Origin of the sequence: Barnesiella sp. An22, from assembly GCF_963931395.1 — a bacterium.
GTDB classification, from domain to species: Bacteria; Bacteroidota; Bacteroidia; order Bacteroidales; family Barnesiellaceae; genus Barnesiella; species Barnesiella merdigallinarum.
The window spans coordinates 2,642,777-2,667,500 of sequence record NZ_OZ007014.1; the positions used below are offsets into that span (position 1 = coordinate 2,642,777).

General features: G+C 50.0%; 23 protein-coding genes. 3 read left to right on the forward strand and 20 right to left on the reverse strand.

What is annotated here, in order from left to right; genetic code table 11:
• Positions 1 to 14: 14 nt before the first annotated feature.
• The 13 genes from ABGT88_RS10930 to ABGT88_RS10990 form a co-directional block, all read right to left on the reverse strand.
• A complete protein-coding gene (locus ABGT88_RS10930; RefSeq protein ID WP_346702090.1) occupies positions 15 to 461 on the reverse strand; it encodes a lipocalin-like domain-containing protein in 447 nt (148 codons plus the stop codon).
• The gene (locus ABGT88_RS10935) at positions 458 to 2,017 is read right to left on the reverse strand and encodes a capsule assembly Wzi family protein (RefSeq protein WP_346702092.1); all 1,560 of its coding nucleotides are present in this window, start codon (positions 2,015 to 2,017) and stop codon (positions 458 to 460) included. Before ABGT88_RS10935 ends, ABGT88_RS10930 begins: the two co-directional genes overlap by 4 nt.
• Positions 2,018 to 2,210: 193 nt before the next feature.
• Positions 2,211 to 2,840 (reverse strand): outer membrane beta-barrel protein, encoded by a 630-nt coding sequence (locus ABGT88_RS10940; protein ID WP_346702094.1) that lies wholly within the window; start codon positions 2,838 to 2,840, stop codon positions 2,211 to 2,213.
• 45 nt (positions 2,841 to 2,885) lie between these two features.
• Entirely contained in the window at positions 2,886 to 3,521 is a 636-nt protein-coding gene (locus ABGT88_RS10945; RefSeq protein WP_258328170.1) for a DUF4136 domain-containing protein, read from the reverse strand.
• Positions 3,522 to 3,641: 120 nt separating this feature from the next.
• The gene (locus ABGT88_RS10950) at positions 3,642 to 4,727 is read right to left on the reverse strand and encodes a glycosyltransferase family 4 protein (protein WP_298663239.1); all 1,086 of its coding nucleotides are present in this window, start codon (positions 4,725 to 4,727) and stop codon (positions 3,642 to 3,644) included.
• 22 nt (positions 4,728 to 4,749) lie between these two features.
• The gene (locus ABGT88_RS10955; RefSeq protein ID WP_087408669.1) at positions 4,750 to 5,817 is read right to left on the reverse strand and encodes a radical SAM protein; all 1,068 of its coding nucleotides are present in this window, start codon (positions 5,815 to 5,817) and stop codon (positions 4,750 to 4,752) included.
• A 55-nt stretch (positions 5,818 to 5,872) separates the two neighbouring features.
• Complete coding sequence (locus tag ABGT88_RS10960; protein ID WP_346702097.1) at positions 5,873 to 7,087, reverse strand: glycosyltransferase; 1,215 nt, start codon at positions 7,085 to 7,087, stop codon at positions 5,873 to 5,875.
• Between the two features lie 14 nt (positions 7,088 to 7,101).
• The gene (locus ABGT88_RS10965) at positions 7,102 to 8,076 is read right to left on the reverse strand and encodes an acyltransferase family protein (protein ID WP_346702099.1); all 975 of its coding nucleotides are present in this window, start codon (positions 8,074 to 8,076) and stop codon (positions 7,102 to 7,104) included.
• Between the two features lie 17 nt (positions 8,077 to 8,093).
• Positions 8,094 to 9,122: a hypothetical protein gene (locus tag ABGT88_RS10970; RefSeq protein ID WP_258328166.1), complete on the reverse strand. Its 1,029-nt coding sequence runs from the start codon at positions 9,120 to 9,122 to the stop codon at positions 8,094 to 8,096.
• A 45-nt stretch (positions 9,123 to 9,167) separates the two neighbouring features.
• Positions 9,168 to 10,580, reverse strand: a complete 1,413-nt coding sequence (locus ABGT88_RS10975) for a lipopolysaccharide biosynthesis protein (RefSeq protein ID WP_258328165.1) — start codon at positions 10,578 to 10,580, stop codon at positions 9,168 to 9,170.
• Positions 10,577 to 11,815: a hypothetical protein gene (locus ABGT88_RS10980; RefSeq protein ID WP_346702101.1), complete on the reverse strand. Its 1,239-nt coding sequence runs from the start codon at positions 11,813 to 11,815 to the stop codon at positions 10,577 to 10,579. Before ABGT88_RS10980 ends, ABGT88_RS10975 begins: the two co-directional genes overlap by 4 nt.
• A 3-nt stretch (positions 11,816 to 11,818) precedes the next feature.
• Complete coding sequence (locus ABGT88_RS10985; RefSeq protein ID WP_346702103.1) at positions 11,819 to 14,164, reverse strand: polysaccharide biosynthesis tyrosine autokinase; 2,346 nt, start codon at positions 14,162 to 14,164, stop codon at positions 11,819 to 11,821.
• 18 nt (positions 14,165 to 14,182) lie between these two features.
• Positions 14,183 to 14,980, reverse strand: a complete 798-nt coding sequence (locus tag ABGT88_RS10990) for a polysaccharide biosynthesis/export family protein (RefSeq protein ID WP_258328162.1) — start codon at positions 14,978 to 14,980, stop codon at positions 14,183 to 14,185.
• Between the two features lie 338 nt (positions 14,981 to 15,318).
• On the opposite strand from ABGT88_RS10990, the gene ABGT88_RS10995 reads away from it, so the two are divergent.
• The gene (locus ABGT88_RS10995; protein WP_241147827.1) at positions 15,319 to 16,437 is read left to right on the forward strand and encodes a glycosyltransferase; all 1,119 of its coding nucleotides are present in this window, start codon (positions 15,319 to 15,321) and stop codon (positions 16,435 to 16,437) included.
• Positions 16,438 to 16,560: 123 nt separating this feature from the next.
• Here the strand turns inward: ABGT88_RS10995 and ABGT88_RS11000 are convergent, their stop codons facing one another.
• The 4 genes from ABGT88_RS11000 to ABGT88_RS11015 all read right to left on the reverse strand — a co-directional run bounded on the left by ABGT88_RS11000 (position 16,561) and on the right by ABGT88_RS11015 (position 20,124).
• Entirely contained in the window at positions 16,561 to 16,986 is a 426-nt protein-coding gene (locus ABGT88_RS11000; RefSeq protein ID WP_087408649.1) for an Hsp20/alpha crystallin family protein, read from the reverse strand.
• 135 nt (positions 16,987 to 17,121) lie between these two features.
• On the reverse strand, positions 17,122 to 17,658 hold the full coding sequence (locus ABGT88_RS11005) for a hypothetical protein (protein ID WP_087408650.1): 537 nt from the start codon (positions 17,656 to 17,658) through the stop codon (positions 17,122 to 17,124).
• Complete coding sequence (locus ABGT88_RS11010) at positions 17,655 to 18,542, reverse strand: 1,4-dihydroxy-2-naphthoate polyprenyltransferase (protein WP_087408651.1); 888 nt, start codon at positions 18,540 to 18,542, stop codon at positions 17,655 to 17,657. The genes ABGT88_RS11005 and ABGT88_RS11010 overlap by 4 nt, the downstream gene beginning before the upstream one ends.
• Positions 18,535 to 20,124: a DUF4435 domain-containing protein gene (locus ABGT88_RS11015; protein WP_087408652.1), complete on the reverse strand. Its 1,590-nt coding sequence runs from the start codon at positions 20,122 to 20,124 to the stop codon at positions 18,535 to 18,537. The genes ABGT88_RS11010 and ABGT88_RS11015 overlap by 8 nt, the downstream gene beginning before the upstream one ends.
• A 204-nt stretch (positions 20,125 to 20,328) precedes the next feature.
• Here ABGT88_RS11015 and ABGT88_RS11020 point away from each other — a divergent pair, with 204 nt between their 5' ends.
• Together ABGT88_RS11020 and ABGT88_RS11025 are read left to right on the forward strand one after the other, a co-directional pair.
• Positions 20,329 to 20,937 carry a riboflavin synthase gene (locus tag ABGT88_RS11020; protein ID WP_087408653.1) on the forward strand — a complete coding sequence of 203 codons (609 nt, stop codon included), beginning with the start codon at positions 20,329 to 20,331 and terminating at the stop codon, positions 20,935 to 20,937.
• A 6-nt stretch (positions 20,938 to 20,943) separates the two neighbouring features.
• A complete protein-coding gene (locus ABGT88_RS11025; RefSeq protein ID WP_258328159.1) occupies positions 20,944 to 21,489 on the forward strand; it encodes a nitroreductase family protein in 546 nt (181 codons plus the stop codon).
• Between the two features lie 84 nt (positions 21,490 to 21,573).
• Here the strand turns inward: ABGT88_RS11025 and ABGT88_RS11030 are convergent, their stop codons facing one another.
• From ABGT88_RS11030 to ABGT88_RS11040, 3 genes are all read right to left on the reverse strand, one after another.
• The gene (locus ABGT88_RS11030; protein WP_346702108.1) at positions 21,574 to 22,056 is read right to left on the reverse strand and encodes a hypothetical protein; all 483 of its coding nucleotides are present in this window, start codon (positions 22,054 to 22,056) and stop codon (positions 21,574 to 21,576) included.
• A 205-nt stretch (positions 22,057 to 22,261) separates the two neighbouring features.
• On the reverse strand, positions 22,262 to 22,501 hold the full coding sequence (locus ABGT88_RS11035; protein WP_346702110.1) for a hypothetical protein: 240 nt from the start codon (positions 22,499 to 22,501) through the stop codon (positions 22,262 to 22,264).
• 15 nt (positions 22,502 to 22,516) lie between these two features.
• The gene (locus ABGT88_RS11040) at positions 22,517 to 24,457 is read right to left on the reverse strand and encodes a tetratricopeptide repeat protein (RefSeq protein WP_346702112.1); all 1,941 of its coding nucleotides are present in this window, start codon (positions 24,455 to 24,457) and stop codon (positions 22,517 to 22,519) included.
• Positions 24,458 to 24,724: the final 267 nt, after the last annotated feature.

The following is a 24,724-nucleotide window of genomic DNA, read 5'->3' on the forward strand; positions in this document are numbered from 1 at the left end:
AAAAACAATTACAATCAGAATTTGCGGAAGACAAAGCGCTCGTCTTCGCCTCGCGTGAGCACCATCTTCGACGAGTTCAACGTCTCGATGTGAAACACATTCACATTATCGATGCCCATCGGCTTCAGGTTGAAGACATCGGGCAACACAGCCGGATAGGACGAGGGTTCTACGATGCTAAACCGTAATTCGCCGTTCTCTTTCTCATAATTCCCGTAAAAAGACTCGCTTATATTCGAAATTCCTTGCCGGTGAATTAACTGCAGTTGAATGATACTGGTCTGAAAATTGTAATATATACTGTCGTGGGGGGTCATCGTTTGCCCCTCCCACATCTCGGTGAGCTGCCACTTGCCAAAAATAGGGCCTATATACCCATCGTTCTGCGTACACGAAGTGACGGCTACAACCAATAAAACGCCCAATAAAACGCGGCGTACTATATCTATTATTCCTTTCATTTCCCAATCGTTAAAATTCCACTCTTCTTGATTCCAATAGCAACACCCCAGTTGTCGCCATACAGCTTGCCCTTGTCGCCGGCCAGCGACAACGAGAAACTCCACCCCGCGAGTTTCGCAGGCGTGTAATGACACTCGAGCAATCCCGACAAATCGTGCTGGGTATCGGCCAGCGGGAGCTGCAACGACCCCCACGAAGTCCGGTACGAAGCCAACACTTTGTATCGCCACTCGGGGGTAATATATCCCATGGCCCCTACGTGTACCCCACGCATGCGATTAAACTTATACTTCAGATAACCATCGGTATTATACAAGGTCGATTTGGCCATCGGGGTACCGTTGGACTGCCCGTAATGAGTCCAACCATTATAGAAGTAATTGTTGTAATAGTCGTCATAACCCGTTGCTTCGGTCGTCAATACCGGGTTGACGTAGTCGGTCGGGCACCAGTTCAAAGGGCCGCCCTGATTGGTAAAGTCGACATATTCGACCACCACGTCGGAGAGCCAGTTCTCACGACCGCTCTTGTACTCGATACCCCACAAGCCATCCCAGCCGTTGAGCTTGCCCATGCCCGAAGCATCGTCGTAATACCATTCGAAATATCCCCGGATAGACGACTTATTCTTAAAAGTATACTGTGCCGACAGATTCCACTGCCCCACGTGGTTGCCATAGTAATAGGCCTGATCGCCCTGATTGGTACTGCCGTCACCCGAGGTCGGAACCAGAACCTGCAGGAAATCTTTCAGTCGCGTGGGGCTTTTCATCGTAAGCGAGTCAATCAGTACCCCCTTGTCATAATAGCGACGAGTCCCTCCGAACTGGGCAGCCAACTCGGCACCGATAGTCACCACAAAAGGTTTGTCGGGATTGGTACGGAACGAAATCGACTTGTGGTGATACAAGGCTCCGGTAGTGATATACCAGTTGTAATAGTTGTAATGCTCCCGGGCATAATCGCTGTCCATGAATTTACCATAGGCGATGTCACCTTTGATCTGTACCCACCCTTTCGTATAGGGGATGTCGACAAAGTCGATAAAGCCGGCCCGCACCTGAGGAATAGGACGGGCATTACCCGACCAGACCAAACCGCCGGAGCTCAACTCGAAGTTGACAACGGGGTCGGTCAACTCGCGATTCCCGGCCGAGATGAAAATCTTGCGATATTTGATACCAGCATACAGTTGTTGAATGCGGAACGAAGAGACCCGGGGTCGACGCTCAGAGAGCCCCTGGTTCACATCGTAGTGGGCTACCGGCGAAGTAGACGAAAGCAGTCCCACCAAATCGGCACCGAACTCATAGGAGAAGCGTTTGCTCATATCGATATCGCGCGACAAGGCGGCTCGCAAATAACCGCTCTTTCCATGAGTTACCAGACCGTGCTTGTTGGCCGACAAAAAATAGGGAGCAAAGGTGCCACTACCGGCATTACCGACCATCGACACCGCGTAGTCCATCGAATATTGAGCAAAAGAGTAGAACGAACCGCACATCATCCACACAAGCATAGAAAGCAGCACGCCCCAAAAGCGACGATACATCATGTATAAATTTTCTAAATACTGTTGTTATAGTAACGGCAGAGAGGCGATACCCCCCTACCCGAACAGCACAAAAGTAATACATATATCGTTATGAGGCAACCGGCTACGCTTTATTTAACAAAATCGAGGGAGAAAGTACATGACAATGCACCTCCTCCCCCGATTGATTCACAGAGGATATAATTCCAACCGATTAGAACGAGACACCTACACGGAAACCCAGATTGCTACGTCCGTCGATTTCGTAGGTCAGCACCTTGCTCTTGTTGGTGGCATAGTTGTAATACATGGCCAGGTGCAGTCCGTACCGATAGTTGGGACTAGGGAAGATACTGATACCGATCTCGGGCGAGACAGCAAATCCCCAAGTGTCGCGATAGAGTTCCCAAGCCTGCATGTAGGACGACATGCGGCTGTAATTGGCCCCCATCTTTACCGTCATGTAGGGCTCGAACATACCACTGGTCGTGAAGCGATATTTGGCCAGAAGGCCGAACGGCAGCTGAAACAGCGAGTGCTGTTGGTCGGTCGTGAGTGCCGAACTGGAGCTCAAGGCCAAAGTCTGACGGTCGATATATTTGTTGTTGGTATGATATGCGATATAAGCACCTATGGCCATGTGGGGCATCACGTAATATCCACCCTCGAAGTTCATACCCCATCCGCTCGCCTTGTCGGCATAACTGTTTCCCATCGGAGCATTGAATTGCCAATCGACATTGAAATAGGTTTTCGAAACGGCTTGCGCGTTTCCACGGGTCGGCACAACCACCATAAAAGCAGCAGCTACCACCCATAACGATATGTGTTTAATAGTTTTCATAATTCGATTTCTGTTTTTATTGGATATACAAAATGGGTAGTCACGTTATTGATTGGTCAAATAGGGCGACTGGTTGAAAGCCTGATCGATGGCTCGGATAACCAAAGTCTGGTTCACCCGGGGAGAGCTGCTCTGCAAACCGGCCATATAGGTATCCCACAGCACCGGCAACCGCTTGCTTGTCGTGGTCTGGTCGGTCAGGTCGACCAGCTCGGCCAGGAAGGAGTTCACGCTATAACTGTATACTACCGGATAGGGATAATACCAACTGCTCCAGTAGGGCCCCCAGTAGCCGGGACCCCAATAGCCGGGGTATCCCCACCACCAGTTGGGACTGGGATAGTTGACAAAATAGTGCACATCCTCGATGTAGCTGACCTGCAGACCCAGGTCGGCCTCCTCCTTGGAGTCGACCAGCATAAAGCCTCGGGCTGCCATATTCTCGGCAAAGGTCTCGAGAATATAGTTGGCCTCGTCGTTGGTCCAGTAGGTGGCTTTTTCGCTATCGGTAATCAGCAGCACACTATCGGGCATGTAGTAGGTAAGATAGTCGCCGAAGCTGGCCGATTTGTCATAATCGGTAAACACCACATAATCGTCATCCAGCTTGGAGAGGCTGGGCTCTTTCTGACAAGCAGTAATGGCTGCCACGACAAAAAGAATCGGGATTAGTTTTTTCATAATCGTTCTGTTTTTGATTGTTTTGTGATATGTTATACCTCAAAAACAAAACAGGCCCGATATGGTTCGAAATCGGGCCGACTTTTTAGTAGGATAGCATTGTCTTTTTCGGTTGAAGATTCACAGCCGATGATACACGGCATCGACCTGGGTAGCTATGTAGTCCCAGTTATACGGAGTGAGGTCGTATTGGCAACGGGTATCGGTCTGTGCCAACTTGCGGGCAAGCGCTTCGGCAAGCGAGCGAATATCGCCCGTTGCGAAAAAATCGTCGGCCGGGAGACAGGAGAGGCGGTTGGCGGGAATATCGCTGACCAGCACCGGCAGGTGATAGCTCAAAGCCTCGAGCAGTACGATGGGCAACCCCTCGTGAAACGAAGGCAACACAAAGAGGCGGGCTTGCGAAAAGAGTTCATTCAGCTTAGCTCCCCGAATAAAGCCGGTAAGCACCACCCCCCGCTCCCGAGCCAGCTGTTTCAGCGTGGTCGAATAGTGGTCTTCGTGGTCGGCATCACCCGCAATCACCAGTTTGTACCCCTCGTGAGGTATCTGGTCGAATGCCCGGATGAGCAGGTCGAACCCCTTCTCCTCGACAAACCGCCCTACGGCCAATACATATTTATGGGGCTCCAGCCCCAACGAGGCTATATAGTCGGTCGTCGTGGCTATGGCAGGAGTATTCACCCCGTTGTAAATCAGGTGAGCATTGCAGCGATGGTACTTCTCGCGCAGAATATTGTCGATGACGGTCGAGATGACAATCACCTCGTTGGCATACTTGACACCCATACGTTCGCCCAACCGCAGCACAGCCTTGGCCACCCGGTTCCACTTCTGCCGGTCATAGTCGGGACCATGGTGAGTCATCACCACCTTTAGTCCCAGCAACCGGGCAAAGGGGACCAGCAACGACGGCCCGATGGCGTGGATATGCAGCACGTCGGCATGCACCCGGCGGGCATAGAGAATAGCCAGGAATGTATGGACAATGGCCTCGATACTCTTCTTGCGGGGTGCATAGGTGTCTTTCAGGCGAACGCCTTTATACGTAGTGATTTTGTTTTGCGGAGTCACGTAGCACGAACGACGCACTACCGTCACGTCGTGGCCCATGGCAGCCAAGCGGGGATACAGCTCCTCGCAATGGGTCTCCACCCCGCCCTGAATATCGGGGATTCCACGCGTACCGGCCACGACTATCTTCATCGCCACGACTATCCTTTCTGCCCTATTCGGGCCTATTGAGGTTTCCCTGTCGGGGATCCTGACCCACATCGTACCACTTCTTGTCGATGCAGACCGGTTTGCCCAGCAGCGAACGCATTTTATTCTTGAGTATCCACCCCATGGGGTGACGCACGTAAGAGAGCTTTTTCATCACCGGCGAAACGGTACCGACCATCCAGCAATTCTTGGGGCACCGCCGTACCAGTTCGCGCACATGCTGTGCCTGCTCGCTGTTCCAGATTTCGTCGAACGAGCCGGCCTTCCGGATGTTGCCCATGCCCTCTTTCCAATATTTCGACTCCAGTCCGTTGCAGGGATAGACCTCGCCATACGGGTCGATAAAGCAATTCATCAGACCAGCCTCACAGGGCAGCAACCGACGGTTGCCCTCGATGTAGTTGATGAGCCCCATGTTGAAGAAGGCTCGGGCCCACGATTTGGGGTGTTTCTCCCGCATCTGCATCTCGATGAGTTGGGCAAAGTTGGCACACACCGTATCGCGATTGGTGATGACGTTGTCGTCTTTATGGAAATAATACGAGTTATGGAAAGCTGCCGTGGCAAACTCCATATCGAGCGCTTTGGAGAGGTGATAGAGCGAAAGCATGTCTTCGGAGTTGTTGTTCGATACCGTAATGCCGAAACCTATATCCTTCACGCCCATCTCTCTCAACTTCAAGAGGGTACGAAGTCCCTTATCGAAACCGCCGGGACGCCCGCGCAACTCGTCGTTTTTTTGCGACAGACCCTCGATGCTGATGCGAATGCCAATTTTGGGGAACTTCTTGGCCAACTCGATTACGCGGTTCTCGAACCACCCCGACGTAGAAATCACTACCCGGGGAGCTTTGCGAAACGCTACCTCTACAATCTTATCCAAATCTTCCCGAACAAAAGGCTCGCCACCCGTAATGTTAATAAACTTGACTCGAGGCAAAACCTCCAACTCCTCGGGACGAATTTCTTGCCGGGGATCGGTGGGATTCTTCCAGATATTACACATCTTGCACTGCATGGGGCAGCGATAGGTGGTAATAATGCTTATATCGGTAGGTGCAGAAATCTTCATTTTTTTCAAATATCGTGCAAAGATAAATCTTTTTCCCAGTCTTTCAAATTTATATTTACCCTTCTATTCCATACACTTTTTTCAGTTCTTGCCAGTAACGCTCTTCCGAAAATCGAGCCCTGGCCCGCTTCGAAATTGCCTGCCGATCGGTATCGGCAACCGACATGCGAGCCTCGATTGCCTCCTCAAGTTCCTCCTTGTCGCCCATGCGAAACAGAGAACCATCGCCCTCACGTATCAGTTCGGGGATACCGCCCACCTCGGAACCGATAACAGGGGTACCCATGCACAGCGACTCGATAATACTCAACGGATTGTTCTCGTACCAAACCGAGGGAACCACCATCGTACGAGCCCGCTTGACCAACCGGACCACCTCTTTCGAAGAGAGATGCCCCAGGAACCGAATTTTCTCAGAAGCATACTTCTTACGCAACTCCTCGGCCAGCGGTCCGTCACCCGCTACATAAAGCGGATAAGGCAAATTTTGCGCCACGTCAAGCAACAGGCGTATGCCCTTCTCTTCGGAAAGACGCCCCACATAGCAGTAGTATGGCTCGGAGGCAGACTCCTGTTCCTCGGGCTGAGACAGGAAGTCGAGCTTCTCCTTTTCGATAAAGTTGCAGATAACGGCCAGTTTGATATAGTCATATCCGCAAACCCTCATCTTCTGGGCCATAAACGCGCTGGGGCAGACAAAAGCATCGACCCAGTGCTGCAACTTCCGCCTATTCCACCACAACGCTTCGCCATAGGCCAGCGCACTGGCCACGGCACTATCCTTCATGCACTTGCGCCGCAGCACCTGCGTCAGGTCGGTAAAGCAGGCTTCACAGATTTTGCCACGACACAAACAGTTGTACGAGGGGCACAACAGTTTATAGTCGTGCATGGTCCACACTACACGGCAGCCCATCTCATGAGCCAACTTGACCACAATGGGAGAAAGATAGGAGTGGATGTTATGGAAGTGAACTATGTTGGGACGGAAATCGTCGAGGATTCGCTGGAACGAACGTATAATATCACCCGTACCAAAAAGCCGGTTGGCGGCTTTCAGTTTCTCCATCAACCCGCCCGAGAAGGAGACTTCAGAGGCAAAATAGCGGGCCGTTTCGCAGGGTAAATTTTTCGGATAAGCCATCGCATAGACGGCGACTTCATAACCCATCCGACGCAACAAAGCCTCGAGGTTGATCATGCTGATACAATCTCCCCCTCTCGGATAGTAAAACTTATTCACCAACAGGATGCGTAGTTTTTGTTTCATGGGCGGCGTGCAGGTTATTTAAATATCCGAGCGGTAAACTTGTTTTTTGTCCATACCCACTTGTAGAGACAAATGGGACCGACAATTCCCGCTCCTATTATAAATAACGCAGAGAGCACAAACTCTATTGTATTGCCACCCGACAATATGTGTGTTAAAATCGCTTTTCCGCCCGCCATAATCCAGGTATGGAAAAGGTATATGGTCATCGACATCACCCCTATCCGGCTTAAACCCAGCGATACCGGTCCCGTCGAGCGCGAAAGCCAGGCAGAAACCGAGAATACCATAAAGCTACCGGTAATGCCCAACACCAGTAAAAGGAGCGTAGCCACTACCCCGGACGGCATGTTGTCATAAACAACCGAGAGCCCTGCCACAACCGCAATCCACAACAACGGATACCGGCTCATGGCCTGCCGCAGGCCTCCCGACCGAGCCACCCACATGCCCCATACAAAGAAGACCAGATGGGAGCACAACTGCCGGATGCAGAAATATTGTGGCGCCGTGTCCCAAAAGAACAGTCCCAATGCCATTATCGAGAAGATAATGAGCCGACCTCCTTTCTTGAAGAGAGGAGCCAGGCAAAACGTAAGGAACAGCACATACACGAACCACAGGAAATATCCCGCCTCGGGCAAATAGAACACGCGATACAGCGCATCGAGTGTCACCGGATGGTCTACCTGCATCACACGGCCTATCCCCACCTTGGTCCCCACGATAGCCCACGAAAGGATAAAGTAGGGAAGCATCAGACGCTGGAACTTGCTCCACACAAACGGCAGATAGTCTGTCCGACGGGTAGAGCAATCGTAAAAATAACCCGCTATGATAAAGAAAAGCGGCATGTGGAAATAGTAGATAAACCGCACGAGGCCGGTATACCACAGCGGAGCATCGTCGGGTACATAATGACCTATAACCACCAGGATAATACCTATCCCTTTGGCTATATCGAATGAAATGTCCCGCACCTTTTCCATATCACACTCGTCGAGCCTTATATATCCAACTCCCTGTCCAAGGTCCGAATCAACAACCGCTTGTAATCGGCCTCGTTGTAGAAGCTGTCAAAAACAGCCGTATACTCCTGCTCCATAAGGTCTATATCCACCGGCTGAGAATCGAACGAACATATTCGTTCACACAACCCGTTCAAATCGTTTATATCGGCAGGAATCGCATAATGTTTACCGGCAAGCGGTTTCTGAAAAGCGTCTATGACAGTAGAATAGACAGGTATCACACCGTTGGCCAGATATGAGCTCAATTTGGTAGGAGTCGAAACCCGGTTCAACGGAATATCCCGTCTGAGGATAAAGCCGTATTTATATTTTTGCAGCTCTTTATCCAACTCCTTCAAAGGGATATATTTGATTTCGGCCGAGACATGGTATGCCTCCGCAATGCGTTGCGCCTCTTTCTTATCGGCGGTCAACAAAGTCAAGGTAGCCTGCTCTATCCGCTTTTTTATCAATGAAAACAGATATACCGTTTCTTCTATGCACTGCCATTGATTCACCGAACCGGCATAGACAAACGAAGCCCTGTCGTATTTATGCCCGTTATCAGCAAGGATGTGAGAAACAGAGTCTGTTTTTTGCTTGTTGAAACAGGGTATGATTACATAATTCGTCTTGTCATAACCACACTTTCTACGATAATATTGGCGCATCGACTCCGAAATGAATATCACCAGCAGAGCATGTTTCAATATGTGATGTTCCAGATAGGTAAAAAGTTTTACCTTGAGCGCATTTTTCAAGCCCGAATAGAGATAGGCCACCTCCTCGGCAAAAATACCCTGGAACCAGTAGATGATCTTTTGGTTGGGATTTTTCAACAGCAAGAGGAAATAGGCTGCCGGCGAAATCGTGACAACCACATCGTCGCGTGCTATATCCTTTATCGAGGAAACCGGCTCTACACACGCGCCATATCGCTCTTCCAGCGCTTGCCTGATGAGTTGCAGATAATAATTTACCGCATCATTCGGGTCGTTTTTCCGGGTGTATATTTTTATATTCATGATCTATTATCCTTGGTTCAGCTGATAACGCATCGGGAAAGGTAATCATTTTTTTCGCAATTTGGCCATACCCACCTGCACTAATTGTTCTTTTACATAACGCGGCATGGCTATCCACAAGAGAACCATCAAAATAGCCACGTATAGAATTTGAAGATAGATACTCGAAACTCCATAGTAAATAAACCCGGCGACCAGACAACCGCCCAGCGGAATCATTCCTGCATAAGGAATCCTCACCCGGAAGAACCGTCGTGAATCGACCATGCGATACAGGAAGAGAAACAGGTAGGTGAGAATCGAAGAGGCCACGATGCCCCAAATGGCCCACCGCTGTATCAGCAGGAAATTGAGCAGCAAATTCAGTGCCGTCGCCAGGATAACCCCGGGCAGGTTCCGCGCCGTCTCTTTGGAGCACTGATACCCCATATCGAAAAACGAAGTCAGCGAGAAAAAGATGACCGATATTCCCATCGGGAATAGATATTGGGCACTGGCCTGGAAATTCTCATCGACCAACCATCCGTAATTCCATTTAATCGCAAAAATTACCAAAATCACAAATGCCGAAAAGACATACATCTGGGCATACAATACCGACGAGAAGAAGCTGTTCTTGTCCTGCGAACCATATTGTTTAATGGCCGTCTCCTGCCATGCCTGATAGATAATCAGCGAGAAGGTCTCGAGAATCGAGGCGAACTTCATGGCCACGGCATAAATACCATTGGACTCGAGCCCCAGATAGTGATCGATAAACAATCGGTTGGAACTTCCCAGCAACCACCAGCACAAGGCATTGGGCAGAAGGGGCAACGAATATCTGATCATCTCACGATTGATCTGGGGGTCGGAAAAATCATATCGGAAATACCTCTTCAAGATTCTCAACTTGCATTCGATAATACACATCGAAAGGAGTCGCGACAAGATATTGGCATAAAAGATACCCAGCACCCCGCAATCCAAGCCAATGATAAACAAGCAACTGAAAACAATCGTCAGGAACGACGTCAGAATACCTATATAAACGAAATAGACATTCTTTCCCAGCCCTCGAATGACTTGAATATAAATCTCGTAAAACATGAATACAACGGTCAAGGCTACAATCCAAGGTAGAAACCGTATCTCGAAAAAGAGGAGACAGACGAGCCCTATGGCAAAAGCGACAAGAGTCGACCTCAACAGAAACCGACAGGTAAACGATATGATATCTTTTCTTATCCTATCGTCTTCGTTGTCAAGCAAAAAACGGAATACCCCATCCCGCAACTGAAACGAGAGGACCCCGATTCCCAAAAACGATATATTCAGGGCAATATCGTAGTAACCAAAATCGTCGGGAGCAATAAAATAGGTATACAGAGGGACCAATAGGAAAGTTATCAACTTGGAGCCTAAGTTTCCTATGGCATAAATAAAAATATCGTTGATAAATTTCCGGCTTCTATTCATACTCTTTCTATTCTCGTTTCAGACTTTGCATGCCGTTCCTTCAATATAGAAACATCTCTGACCACAAAACCCAACAGAATCATAACAATAATGCCCGAGCCTTGCAGAAAAGCACTGCCCGCAACCGATTCGATGGTGGCAAAAGCAATAATCAACAACCCTATCTTATACAGTTGTAACGACTCGACATCGGCATCCCTGGGCTTTATCTTCCTATATACCCATACCCAAAAGTAGAAGAACAGGATAATCCCCACGATACCAAACTGAACCAGTTCGGGGAAAAAGGTATCGGAAACAAAGGGGCAATCTCCCTCTTGCAACCCCCACACGTTTTCGATATTATAATTCTCATACACTCTTGAGTAGCCCACGTCGCCCGATGAATAGGTCGCATAAGAGGCCAATCCCGAGCCAAAGACAAAATGGTCCATCAGAATTTCGGGAGAGCGCACATATAATATAGCTCTTGCAAAAGAGTCCTTCTGGTCTTCCGAACCGGTAAACAATCCCGACGAGATGAAATAATAGTTTATCTTACCCCAAGCCACATACAATACGACACAAAACACCAGAGCAATCGTTATCCATTGTTTGAGTTTGACCCGTACCAATATTCCCGGTTTGTACCAAAAGAAGATATACATGGCCACCACGAAGAAGCCATAAAATTTGGAACGGGTACTGAAAAAGCCCACCGCCAACAGGAGCATCATCACAATCTTGTCTCTCTTGGTAAGATTTTGATAGGAGCAATAATAGTATATCAGGAACAAAACCGTACTGATAATACCGTAATGGGCTACATGAAAAAAGAATTTCATTCCAAACCCCGAAAGGATAATCAACAGCATCAGCCCACTCAGGAATACACACAACCGTTTGAGGAACTGCTTCTGGGAAGCATCGAACCGAACACCCATGGAATAGGCGGCATAAAAGGCGATAAAGGGTTTGATCTGGATAAAGAAATCGTACAGAATCGCCTTGGGCGTGTTGTAATGAAGGGCAAACATGGAGTACAACAAATAGAATGTCATCACCCCGACAACCGCAAACAGGCCCTTGTACCGCTGGTGATTCTTATTGGCCAGCATATCCAACATGCACAACAGCGCCATCAGCAACGTGATCAACTCATCGGAGCTTTGAAACCATAACATCTGATAGGTATAAACTCCTACAATGAGCATCAAGAAGAACAGCCCAAAGAATATTTTATTCAAGGAAACCATGGCTTATCCTCTTCTCGTATGTTTCTCCTCCGAATATCCGTATGTGTGTGTTACTTCCGTATCGTTCAGTACAAATATGACATTCTTCAACGAGCCCTCTGCCGCAAAATCCATCGCATTGAATACGCTGTTCTTGGGTGTATAGTTGGCTCGACAAACATAGAGCGTAGCATCGGCAAAGCGAGTCAACGAGAAGGTATCGGATACACGTTCAACCGGAGCCGTATCGATAATCACATAGTCGTAGCGTTTACGCAGGTCGTTCATCAGATTATCCAATTGGGGAGAGAGCAGCAACTCGGAAGGATTGGGCGGAACAGGCCCGGCCGTAATGACGTCGAGCGACTCGACCGGCGACTGAATCAACGAGCTCTCATCCATTCCATTCTTGGCTATCAGATAACTGGTCAAACCCGATGTCGACGACAGGCCCAGATAATTGGCTATTTGCGGGCTACGCAAATCCAGGTCGATCAAGACCGTGCGCTTGCCGGTCATGGCAATCGCATAGGCCAGATTGAGGCTGACAAACGACTTACCCTCTCCCGGCTCGGACGAAGTCACCAACAGTACCCGCTTATCGCCACCGGGCAAGATAAACTGCAAGTTGGAGCGCAACAAGCGGAACATCTCGGCTACCGGCGAATTGCCGTGCCCCTTCATCACCAGATATTCAGACGATGAGTTGTGCCCGATTTCACCAGCCACAGGCAGATTGGTGAGACGACGCAGGTCGTTGCGGGTAGCAAACCTGACGTTGAAGATACTCTTCCCATAGAGATAGACCATCGGCAGCACCAGCCCCACACCAAAGGCAATAGCCAGCAACAGCAACGACTGGGGCGATACCGGTTTGTTCTTGCTATAGGCCGCATTGACAATACGACATTTGGGCGAGGTCGAAGCCAAGGTCATGGCATTCTCCTCACGTCGTTTCATCAAGAAGGTATACAGTTCGTTTTTAATCATCTGATTCCGCTTGATATCCAGGTAGGCTCTCTCCTGCTCAGGGAATCCACGAAGTCTATTCTTAAACTCGGCTTCCTGCTTCTTCAAATCGGCACGGGCTATATCCGAACTCTCCTTGGCCTTAGATACCGTGTTCAAGATATTCTCACGCATGGCATCAATCTGAGCCGTAAGCGTAAGCAACGACAAGTTCGAGTCCTTGGCCGTACGCAACAGACGCATCCGCTCCAGCAACAACTTGTTATACTCGTTGATAGCCTCGGCAGCACCCTTGTCGGGAAGACCGGTTGTAACCGGCACCAACGAATATTTGTTTTCGGGCCTATTCAAGAAACTGTCTACCATCGAGATAATCGAGTATTGCGTCTCGGCCTCGAGCAACAGTTTGCGATACTGGCTGTTGGCCTCAAGAATAATTTTGGCCTCAGAGTTAATATCCGAGAGGTCGTTTTCCCGTTTATACTGTTCGATAACCCGCTCGGCCTCATGCAGTTCGTTCTCGACCGTCACCAAACGGTCATCGATAAAGGCCAGCATGTTTTCTGCTTTCAGGTTTTTATTCAGCACGGCATCCTCGTTATAGCATTCGATAAGGGTATCGAGCATATCTTGTCCCCTGCGCCGGTTCGAATCTTCGATTTTCAAAGAGATGCCATTGGCTTTTTTATCCGACAGGTCTATTTCGAGACGTTTCGCCAACCGTTCGGCCTGTGCATCGTATCCGTTGATATGAGCCACAAAGCGCAACTTCTCGTCCGGTTTATAGTAGGGAGTCTTGTCAATGACTATCCCCTCGCCATAATCGACTTTTATCGGGAACGAGGTGGCTTCGGTCTCGGCCAAAGTTTCAAAGAATCCCCGCTTCAGCACCACCTTGATCTTATCACTCGACTTGTCGGTCTGCACTTTCACAACAAATCCGGAGACCAGAGTATCCAACATCGACTCGGGCACATCGACCGTAATGGGCGAATTGCCATAATACTCTTTCTTGCTGAAAAAATTCTTCTTGCTCGTATAAACCTTGTTCAGCTCGAGCCGCTGCACCATTTCGCGAATGATGGTATGAGACGAAATCACCAAGATTTCATCATTTACCGAACCTCCGCCTATCATACCGTCCAAGGAGAATCCTCCTCCCGACACCTCGCTCACCAAAGACGACAAGCCGCCGCTACTGCCCTTCTTTTCGTCTTCGTTGACCAGAATATCGGCCAGCACTTCGTATTGTGGCTTGGCAATCTTTAGATAGCATGCGACCAAGGCCACGCACACCACTACAGAACCGACAAAGAGGTACCATTTTTTGCAAATTGCACGCCACAAGGCTACAACATCGACACTATCGTTTCTTCTTTCGGAGGTATAATTTTCTTCCATAAACGGGTATTTTCTTTTTTACTTAATAAACAACGCTATGGCCAACGAAGCCAAAACCGAAATTGCACTCACTACCGTACCGGCTACCGAGATTCGATACGAAGCCAACTGGTTATAATCCGAGTTGTTGCGCTGGGCCCGGTTGGGCATGACATAGACTACATCGTTTTGCTTCAAATAGAAATAGGGCGACTCGAACAACGCCTTGTCGGTCAGGTCGAAGCGATGGAATATGCGCTTGCCATCCTCTTCGCGTATCAGCAGTACATTCTTACGCTCGCCATAGATGGTCAAGTCGCCGGCGGCACCGATGGCATCGAGGACCGACACCCGTTCGGTCTGAACAGGAATCTGACCCGGATTCTTCACTTCGCCCAATACAACGACTTTGAAGTTCATAAACTGTACCAGCACAAAGGGATCTTCCAACTCGGGACGAATCTTGTCTTCGATATATTTGGCCAACTCGTTACGAGTCATTCCGGCTGCATGAATACGCCCCACAATCGGGAAATAAATGTCACCATCACGACTTACGGTATACACCTGCAGATTGGGAACAATCGTAAGTTCCTCTTTCCCAGGTTCAGAATAAGATACTGCAGGCAAATTGTAAGGTGCAGCAGCATCGGGTACAACCGACGAAACGGTAATAGAAAGCATATCGTCGGGGGCAATACGCAACTCGTAATTACCTACATCGACCTGGCCGCTTACCTGCTCTGCATCCAAATTTTCAAAATAAGTCGTCTTATTGGTAGCACACGACGTGAGCACCAACAAAAGGGCAAAAATACTTAACCGGTTTATTTTCATTACACTATTTTTTTCTTCCCGGAATTTCCAGAAAATAATTCTAATTTATAACGATGTACCCCCCTCGTTTATTATATCGCCCCTCTTATCTTTTGACAGTTTTCATAACAGTTTTTTACCCTATTTTCTTTAATCTTCGAAAAGATTCTTACTATCAAAATCTTAACCGTCTTTTCAAAAATTCAATCGCTTTTCCTACAAATGATTTAAACGGGCCATAAGGCTCCTTGTTTGAAAAAGTTTATGTACGTTTGTAACACTTTTTGATATACGTTATGGACTTGAACTTTTCTTGGAATCTCTCCCTCCCCGAAATATATGGAGTCGGGATATTTGCTTTGATTTGGATTATCGAAATAGTGTATCAATTCTACCTGTTCGATCGCCCGTTCCGTTTTTACAAAAAGAGCGAAAAGGGTAAAATCTCATATTCTTCCGAACGCCCGCCCCTATCGGTCATCGTCTATGCCCAGAACGATGCCGAGAACCTTATCCAGTTCATGCCCCGCATCCTGAACCAGGACTATCCTCAATTCGAAGTTATCGTGGTCAACGACGACTCGACCGACGACTCGAAAGACATCCTCACCGCTCTGCAGACTCAATACGACAACCTATACCACACCTATGTACCCGAAGGGTCGCGCAACCTGAGCCACAAAAAACTGGCTCTCACGCTCGGAGTGAAAGCAGCCCAATACGACATCGTCGTATTCACCAATGCCAACTGCTGCCCGCCCGACAGCCAATGGTTGGCCGCCATCGCCCGCAATTTTGTACCGGGCACCGACATTGTGCTGGGCTACACCTCCATGCAATCGAAAGAGAAAGCCCCCCACGATTTCGGCTACTACATCTACGACAAATTGCTCTTTACACTGCGTTACCTCTCATTTGCCCTCATCGGGCGTCCCTACATGGGCGAGAGTTCCAATTTGGCCTATCGCAAAGAGCTCTTCTTCAAGAACAAGGGTTTCTCAAAGCACTTGCATCTGCACTATGGCGACGACGACCTATTTATCAATGAGATAGCTACCCGAGAAAACACCCGGGTAGAACTCTCACCCTCTTCCCAAATGACCGCCGTCTACCACGACAATCACGGAGCCTGGAAAGAGCTGAAACTGCAATACGACTTTACCGCAAAATACCTGCATACGGCAGCCAAGGCGGTATTCGGCATGGGCAAGGTATTCGACTATGCCTTCAACATTCTGTTTATCCTGCTGTTGGCCTGGGGCATTTTGAACAACTGGCTCTTGGCCATCATAGCCCTGTTGCCGGCTGTGTCGATTTTTGTCATTAAAGCGGTGGTATACCGGCGTGCGGCCAAAATATTCCACACTCCCCGCTACACATTCGCCCTGCCCCTCTTCTCGTTTTTGCAACCGTGGGTAAACCTCTATTTCAACATCATAGGTTCAGCCTCCCGGAAAAAGAATTTCACTTGGCGATAACCAGTCATACCTCATCGGGGCCCGGCAAAAATCAGGGTATAAAAAAACGAAGAGGCCATGCCGCTCAAGCGGGGCACGACCTCCTCGATTATCTGAACTTTGTACCTTCGTACCAAGCGGCGGCTATTTAACCGCGATTTTCTTCTTCTCCGATACGGCAGGGGCGCTCTTTTTGGGAATCTTCACCGTCAACACGCCGTTGTTCTGGCAAGCCTCGATGGCATCGGTATCGACATTATCGGGCAAGATGAGGGTCTGTTGAAATTGAGAATAAGAGAACTCCCTGCGCAGATAGCGCCCCTTCTTACTCTTCTCGTCTTCCTCTTGTTTACGCTCGACCGTGATTACCAGATGATTGTCTTTATCGACCGTAATTTCAAAATCGTCTTTGGTAATACCGGGAGCCGCAATCTCTACCTCATAGGCCTTCTCGGTCTCTACAATGTTGATAGCCGGGGCGGCACTGTTGGTCTTGGCAATCCACTCGTTGCCGAAAAAATCGTTGAAAATACCGGGGAGCCAGTTTTGTTGATGCTTTGCAGGTGTCATAATCTTTACCTCCTAAATAAGTTTATACGTTAAGTCGACGGACAGTTTGTCGCGTCGTTCTCCCTTACAACAAAGAGGCCCGCCCTTTGGCTTGGATAGAGGGCGTTAAAGTTGACGAGAAAAGCTCAAAAAGCGTTACGGCTCCACCACTATATCGTAACGCAGTACCTTATAGGTAACGACAAAGGGACGTCCCGAGACGCGAGTCGGAGGAGAGTCGACATGGTAATAGTTACGCGAACGGTCGAAACTGTCGATTTCGCACTTGCGCGTGGTCCCGGGCAAAAGGTCGCAATCGACCGTCTGGGTGCGATAGTCGATCATCTGACCACCGGGGTCGCGGTAGAAGAGTTGGAGCACGACCCGCGAGAGCCTGAACGGCGTATTGTTGCGCAGCAGAAAGCTCTCGCGCGTATCGCTCATGCGCTTGTCGAAGGCCAGCATGTCGACCGCCAGCGGCGAAAAGCGCAACGCGCCATAAAGCGTCGAGTCGTTATCGTCCTTCCCCTCCCGTACAATGGGACTCGGGTCGGTGTCGACCACCGGCTTGTCCATCTGTCTCGTCGAGATTTTGGGCACAGCTCTCTTGCGAGGCATGATGCCCGACGACTGCCCCCACATGGGCAGTACCGACAGTCCCACCACGAAGGCGAGAAGGAGCATCTTCTTCATAACCACACGCTTTTACAAATCCATACTAGCGAAATCAATAGCGTAAATATCAACAGATTACGAGCCGTTCCACCCAATAGTGGATTCAAGGCAACGCCACGGCGACGCCCCATCTCTACCCAAGTCGTCACATGTAAAATCAGGTACAGCACCACGGGAACCAACCCTTCGTAATAGGGAGCCAAGGGGAGCAGCGACGGCAACACCAGCCCCACGGCCACAAAGCCGTTGACCAGGTACCACCCGCGGGCAAAGGGACGGCCGAAAAGGACCACCGTCGTGCGCTTGTTGGCAGCTGCATCCTCCTCCATGTCGCGGTAGTTGTTCACCAACAGGATATTGATCGATAGCAACCCCATGGCAATGGAGAGGAGAAAGACCGCCATATCGAAATGCAACGCCTGCACGTAGTAGGTGAAGTTGACGGCTATCAATCCGAAAAAGAGGAAGACCGTGAGGTCGCCCAGCCCGTGATAGGCCAACGGATAGGGCCCTGCCGTATAGGCCAGTGCAAAGAGTGCGATGACAATACCCACGGGTATCAGCCACCACCCGGCAAAAAAGACAAGCCCCAGCCCCACCAGACAAGCCAACCCCAACACCAGGAACGTGCCCACGAGCATGGCTCGCGGCGAAATGTCGCCCGAGGCTACAGCCCGGCGAGGGCCTACCCGCTGGGCCGTATCGCTGCCCTTCACGTAATCGAAATAGTCGTTGGCCATGTTGGAGGCAATCTGCGCCAACAGGGCAAACAACAGGCAAAGGAGTGCCGGGGCCCAACGGAAGGATCCGTCGTAAAAGGCATAGGCCGAGGCAGCTATCACCGGACTCGCCGAGGCCGGCAGGGTGCGGGGACGAGCCGCCGAAATCCAACTCTTATTCATTATTCTTTTCTTCTTTCTCTTCTTGATCGTCTATTTTGAAACAGGCCCGTATCGAGCTGCGTATCGTCTCGGCTTCGGGGTGATTGTCGCGCAGTATCGTGAGGATTATCCGCAGATACTTGTCTTTATTGGCCAAGCCGCACAGGTTGCACACGTTGCTGTTGGTGACCATCGACTTCTGGTTATAGACCTTCAGCACCGACCGGTAATCCCGATTTTTGACAAAGGTACGAAATTGATTGCAAATGTTGTTATACAAGCCTCGCACGTCGGTATCGTCGGTCAGGTGGTCGATGTGGTCTTCAAACGAAGCTATGTCGTTGAACCGACGGTCTATCTTGTACTCCAGATTGCGCCGTATGCGGTGCCGCGTATGCAGCAATGCCTGCGACTCGATCTCCTGCGCAAAGAGCTGAATGACGTTGTTCTTCACAATCTCGAACACCTTGTTGGCATTGCGCTTCATACGCCGGGCCACAGCCTTGATTACCCCCTCGAGCATCAGCAGATTCTCCACCTCGGCCACCTCGGGCACATAGATGTGACGGCTGCGCAGATACTCGACCTCGCGCTCGGTGCGCCGGTCGCGGTCGACGATACCTCGCGATTCGAGGTGGTGTATCTCCTTCAAGTCGGCAAAGGCTCGTGTAGCCTCGATTACCTTGTTGCAACCGCCCAACGGCTTCACGATATACTCGGGGAAAATATAGGGATAGAGCTTCACATCGATACTGCCCGTAGCTGCCCCCTCAATAAAAAGCACCGGTTTGCGGCTGCCCAATATATCGAGATACATGCCCTCGGGGAAAGAGTCGCTGTCGTTGATAAACTCGTAGTCCCAGGTCATGTGCTCGGCATCGAACGACCGCACCCAGATACAAGTGCTCTCGACCCGCGACGCGGCAAAGTCGATGTCGTGCGTCAAATAGACAAAGGTACAGTCCTTGCGCAGGCTCTCGATGGAATCCCACAACGATTTCAAGATGGAGTGATGCAGATAAAATTCGGGGTCCTCGACCAGAATCACGGCATCGGGCATAGCATAGAGCACCCCCGCGATGTAGTAAAGCACCGCCTTTTCGCCCGAGCTCAAGCGCAACGGGTTGAAAGGCTCGGAGTCCTCGCTCTGAATCAGCAGCTTGCCCTCGGCCCGCAGCATCTTGTTCTTGGGGAATATGCGTTCCCACAACTTCTGCACCCGGTCCAGACGGGTACGGGGCAACTCCACATGTCCCCCTTTCTGTACCTCGAACTTGTAGCTGAACAGATTGCGAAACTCCTCGCTCAGCAACAAGAAAAGCAACTGGTCAAACTCGGTAGGAGTCTCTTTCGAGACGTAGTGCGAACGATCGATAGCCTCCTTGTACTGCGCCTCGATAGAGCCGGGCCACACCTCGTGCGGCGGCATAAGGCACAGTGCCTTCTGTGCCGAAAGCCAAAAGGCGTGCTCCTTGCTCTGGCGGGCTATTTCCAAACCGAAACGGCTCTTGCCCGCACCGTTGGCACCAATCACGGTTACGGTTCGCGACGACAATTTATCGCCCGGCAAACCATTGTTTTTTTTCGGGAGCGATATTTCCATGGTACACGTTTTAATGTTACAGAAATCCTTTCTCAAAAATAACTATTTTCGGGAATAATCCATACAAGATACCGAACTATTTTTCTACATTTGTAAAACCGTAGGATACGGTTCGGCACGGGCAAACCGGGGAAAATATAGTTCCGCAGCCTCTGCCTCTCCGTATCGTTGAATACGATTTTTAACCGCTAACTCATCAAAACTATGTTTTCAGGAATTGTCGAAGAAGCCGCTCCCATCGTAGCCCTCAAACACGATAACGGCAATCTGCACCTCACGCTCAAGAGTTCGTTCACACACGAATTGAAGATAGACCAAAGCGTCGCACACAACGGCGTATGCCTCACCGTGGTCGACATCGACGGCGACTGCTACACCGTCACCGCCATACAGGAGACTCTCGACCGCACCAATCTGGGCTCGCTCAAGGTAGGCGACAAGGTGAACCTCGAGCGCAGCATGCTCATGAACGGCCGCCTCGACGGCCACATCGTGCAGGGCCACGTAGACCAGACAGCCCGTTGCGAACGAATCGACCTGGTCGATGGCAGCCGCTACTACACCTTCGTCTACGACCTCGACCCCAAGATGGCCGCCAAAGGCTACATGACCGTCGAGAAGGGTTCGGTAACGGTCAACGGCGTGAGCCTCACCGTATGCAACTCGCAGGATAACAGCTTCCAGGTGGCCATCATCCCCTACACCTACGAACACACCAACTTCCACCAGATCGAAGTCGGCAGCATCGTCAACCTCGAGTTCGACATCATCGGCAAATACATCAGCCGCATCATGCACTTCGAAAAAGCATAAACTGCCATGACCGATATTTATGAACTCATTGCCCACCGGCAGAGCGACCGGCAATACGACCCCAATCGTCCGGTAGAACCCGAAAAGGTAGCCCGCATCGTCGAGGCCGCCCGTCTGGCCCCTTCGGCCTGCAACGCCCAGCCGTGGCACTTCATCGTGGTCGACGAGCCCGAGCTGCGCAACCAGGTAGCCGACGCCGTGGCCAGCCGTCTGCTGGGGATGAACCACTTCACCAAACAGGCCCCCGTGCACATACTTGTGGTCGAAGAGCGACCCAACTTCACGGCCGGCATCGGCGGTATCATCAAAGACAAGCAATTCCCGCTGCTCGACATCGGCATCGCCGCCGCCCACATCACCCTCGCCGCCACCGCCGAAGGGCTGGGCAGCTGCATCCTCGGCTGGTTCGACGAAAAAGCCGTTCGCCGGCTGCTCCACATCCCCGACAAAAAACGGGTTCTGCTCGACATCGTGCTGGGATACTCTACCCAACCCCTGCGCGAGAAGAAACGCAAACCCGCCAGCGAGGTGATTTCGTATAACAAATACTGAGACCTCACTCCATAGTATAGACACAGCCGGGCAGGACTATCCTACCCGGCTGTGTCTGTACTATAAAGGCTGAATAATCGTCAATCAACGATTCCAGATTTTATACGAAAATGATATTCCCCATGTCCAGATAAGGTCCGGATCGTTTTTTTTAGTATCACCCAAACCAAAACCCACAATGGCAGAGACACCGAATTTTTCGGTAAAATACCAATCATAAGAAATATCGGTCATCAAACCATAATTGGGGCACAATCCAGTATTTCCGAATCGCAAGTCCCAGGCAAAATCTTTGATACAAAGACCGAATCCCACATTCCACGGATAGCCATAATCGCTTTTAAGGAATCCAAAATCACCAAACAAGGATAAACCACAAAAACCACCCGTACGGTATTTCAAGCCAATAAAACCACTGCTGAATCGACTATATCCCGCATTCACGGCAAAATAAGGGAAGCCCTCTACAGGGACCGACATCCCCTCCCTCATGATTGGCCCATAAGCATCTCCTATTTTTTGTACAGAAGAAGAAATCGCATCGCCTCCCGGATTACCCTTGGGCACAGTTCCTCCCGAAGAAGAGTGAGAAGAAGAACTTCCCCTCGACCGACTCGACGAGGAGCCTCCCGACGAATAAAGCCGTATGGCATTGCACCCTCGCGACAGCGTCGCACTACTGCTGTACCAACGGGTTCCATCACTGGCCACGCCATACCATTGGTTGTTCTTACCCGAGATGGTAACGGTCACACACTCCGAGGCTCCACACTTATGCAGACCGATATGACTTGATAGTTTTACCCACATAGCGGCCATTTAAATACACTTTTATCGGCCCCTGCCGCTCCTGACTGGTCCAAAAGACCACCCGGGTTTGCTGGGGTGGAGCCGGGGTTTCTTCCCGTATAATTTGGGTCTCACCCGACCATATCTCTTTCACCTTGGTCTGCGCCTCTATCGTGAAACTCATCAAGAGCAGCAACATGATAAAACAGAAGATTCTTTTCATACACATCTCTCCTTTTTAGTCAGGTATATACCCGTTTTGAATAGCCAATTTCTTCCAATATTCCGCCTGCTCAGAATCTTGTACTACCCCCAAGCCATTGGCATAGCTAACAGCCAAATTATATTGGGCCTCAGCATTCCCCTGCTCGGCTGACTTACGCCACCAATAAACGGCCTGAGCATAGTCCTGAGCGACTCCTCGACCAGTTACATAGCAAAGGCCCAAATTATATTGGGCACCAGCATACCCCTGCTCGGCCGATTTGCGATACCAATAAACGGCCTGCGCATAGTCCTGAGCGACTCCTTGACCAGTTGCATAGCAAATACCCAAACTACATTGAGCCTCAGCATCCCCCTGCTCGGCCGATTTACGATACCAATAAACGGCCTGCGCATAGTCCTGAGCGACTCCTCGACCGTAGTCATAGCAAAGGCCCAAATTACATTGAGCCCAAACATCCCCCTGCTCAGCGGCTTTACGATACCAATAAACGGCCTGCGCATAATCCTGAGCGACTCCTCGACCGCGGTCATAGCAAACGCCCAAATTATATTGAGCCGAAGCCTCCCCCTGCTCGGCCGATTTACGATACCAATAAACGGCCTGCTCATAATCCTGAGCGACTCCTCGACCGCGGTCATAGCAAACGCCCAAATTATATTGAGCACCAGCATTCCCCTGCTCGGCCGATTTGCGATACCAATAAACGGCCTGCGCATAGTCCTGAGCGACTCCTCGACCAGTTGCATAGCAAACGCCCAAATTATATTGAGCCGAAGCCTCCCCCTGCTCGGCCGATTTGCGATACCAATAAACGGCCTGCTCATAATCCTGAGCGACTCCTCGACCGCGGTCATAGCAAACGCCCAAATTATATTGAGCACCAGCATTCCCCTGCTCGGCCGATTTGCGATACCAATAAACGGCCTGCGCATAGTCCTGAGCGACTCCTCGACCAGTTGCATAGCAAACGCCCAAATTATATTGAGCCGAAGCCTCCCCCTGCTCGGCCGATTTGCGATACCAATAAACGGCCTGCGCATAGTCCTGAGCGACTCCTCGACCGTAGTCATAGCAAAGGCCCAAATTATATTGGGCACCAGCATTCCCCTGCTCGGCCGATTTGCGATACCAATAAACGGCCTGTGCATAGTCCTGAGCGACTCCTTCACCGTTGTAATAGTAAACGCCCAAACCATATTGAGCCAAAGCCTCCCCCTGCTCGGCTGACTTACGCCACCAATAAACGGCCTGCGCATAATCCTGGGCGACTCCTCGACCGCGGTCATAGCAAAAACCCAAACTAAATTGAGCCTTAGCCTCCCCCTGCTCGGCCGATTTGCGATACCAATAAACAGCCTGTGCATAGTCCTGAGCGACTCCTTGACCATTTTCATAGCAAACGCCCAAATTATTTTGAGCCAAAGGAATCCCCTGCTCGGCCGATTTGCGATACCAATAAACGGCCTGTGCATAGTCCTGAGCGACTCCTTCACCGTTGTAATAGTAAACGCCCAAACCATATTGAGCCAAAGCCTCCCCCTGCTCGGCTGACTTACGCCACCAATAAACGGCCTGCGCATAATCCTGGGCGACTCCTCGACCGCGGTCATAGCAAAAACCCAAACTAAATTGAGCCTTAGCCTCCCCCTGCTCGGCCGATTTGCGATACCAATAAACAGCCTGTGCATAGTCCTGAGCGACTCCTTGACCAGTTACATAGCAAAAGCCCAAACTACATTGAGCAACAGCATACCCCTGCTCGGCAGCCCGACGTAGCAGTTCGACACCCTTCTCTTTGTTCATGTAGATACCCAGCGAATCGTTGCCGTTCAAATAATCCATCCCTAAGCTATACAACGCCTCGGGTGTCGTGTCATTATCTGCCGCGGGTACAATGCCCCATGCCCATAAAGGCATGAACAGGAGAGCAAAAACTATTTTTCTGTACATCGTCTTTTATGTTTTTCAATCATGTATAGATTTCATTTGTGAACAAATATAGTAAAAAAGTTGAAAAACAAGATCATCGAGATAAAGAACTTTTCTCTATCCCCTCTGTAACCAAAAGAAAAACACTTATTCAGCAACTTCACCAGACTGTAAACTACGACTGCCAACCAAATAAAAAGAGACTATCAAACGTAATAAGAGACAAACACAACTATAAACAGAAAAATTATATTGTATATTTGCTCACGAAACCCTAATCCTTGTATA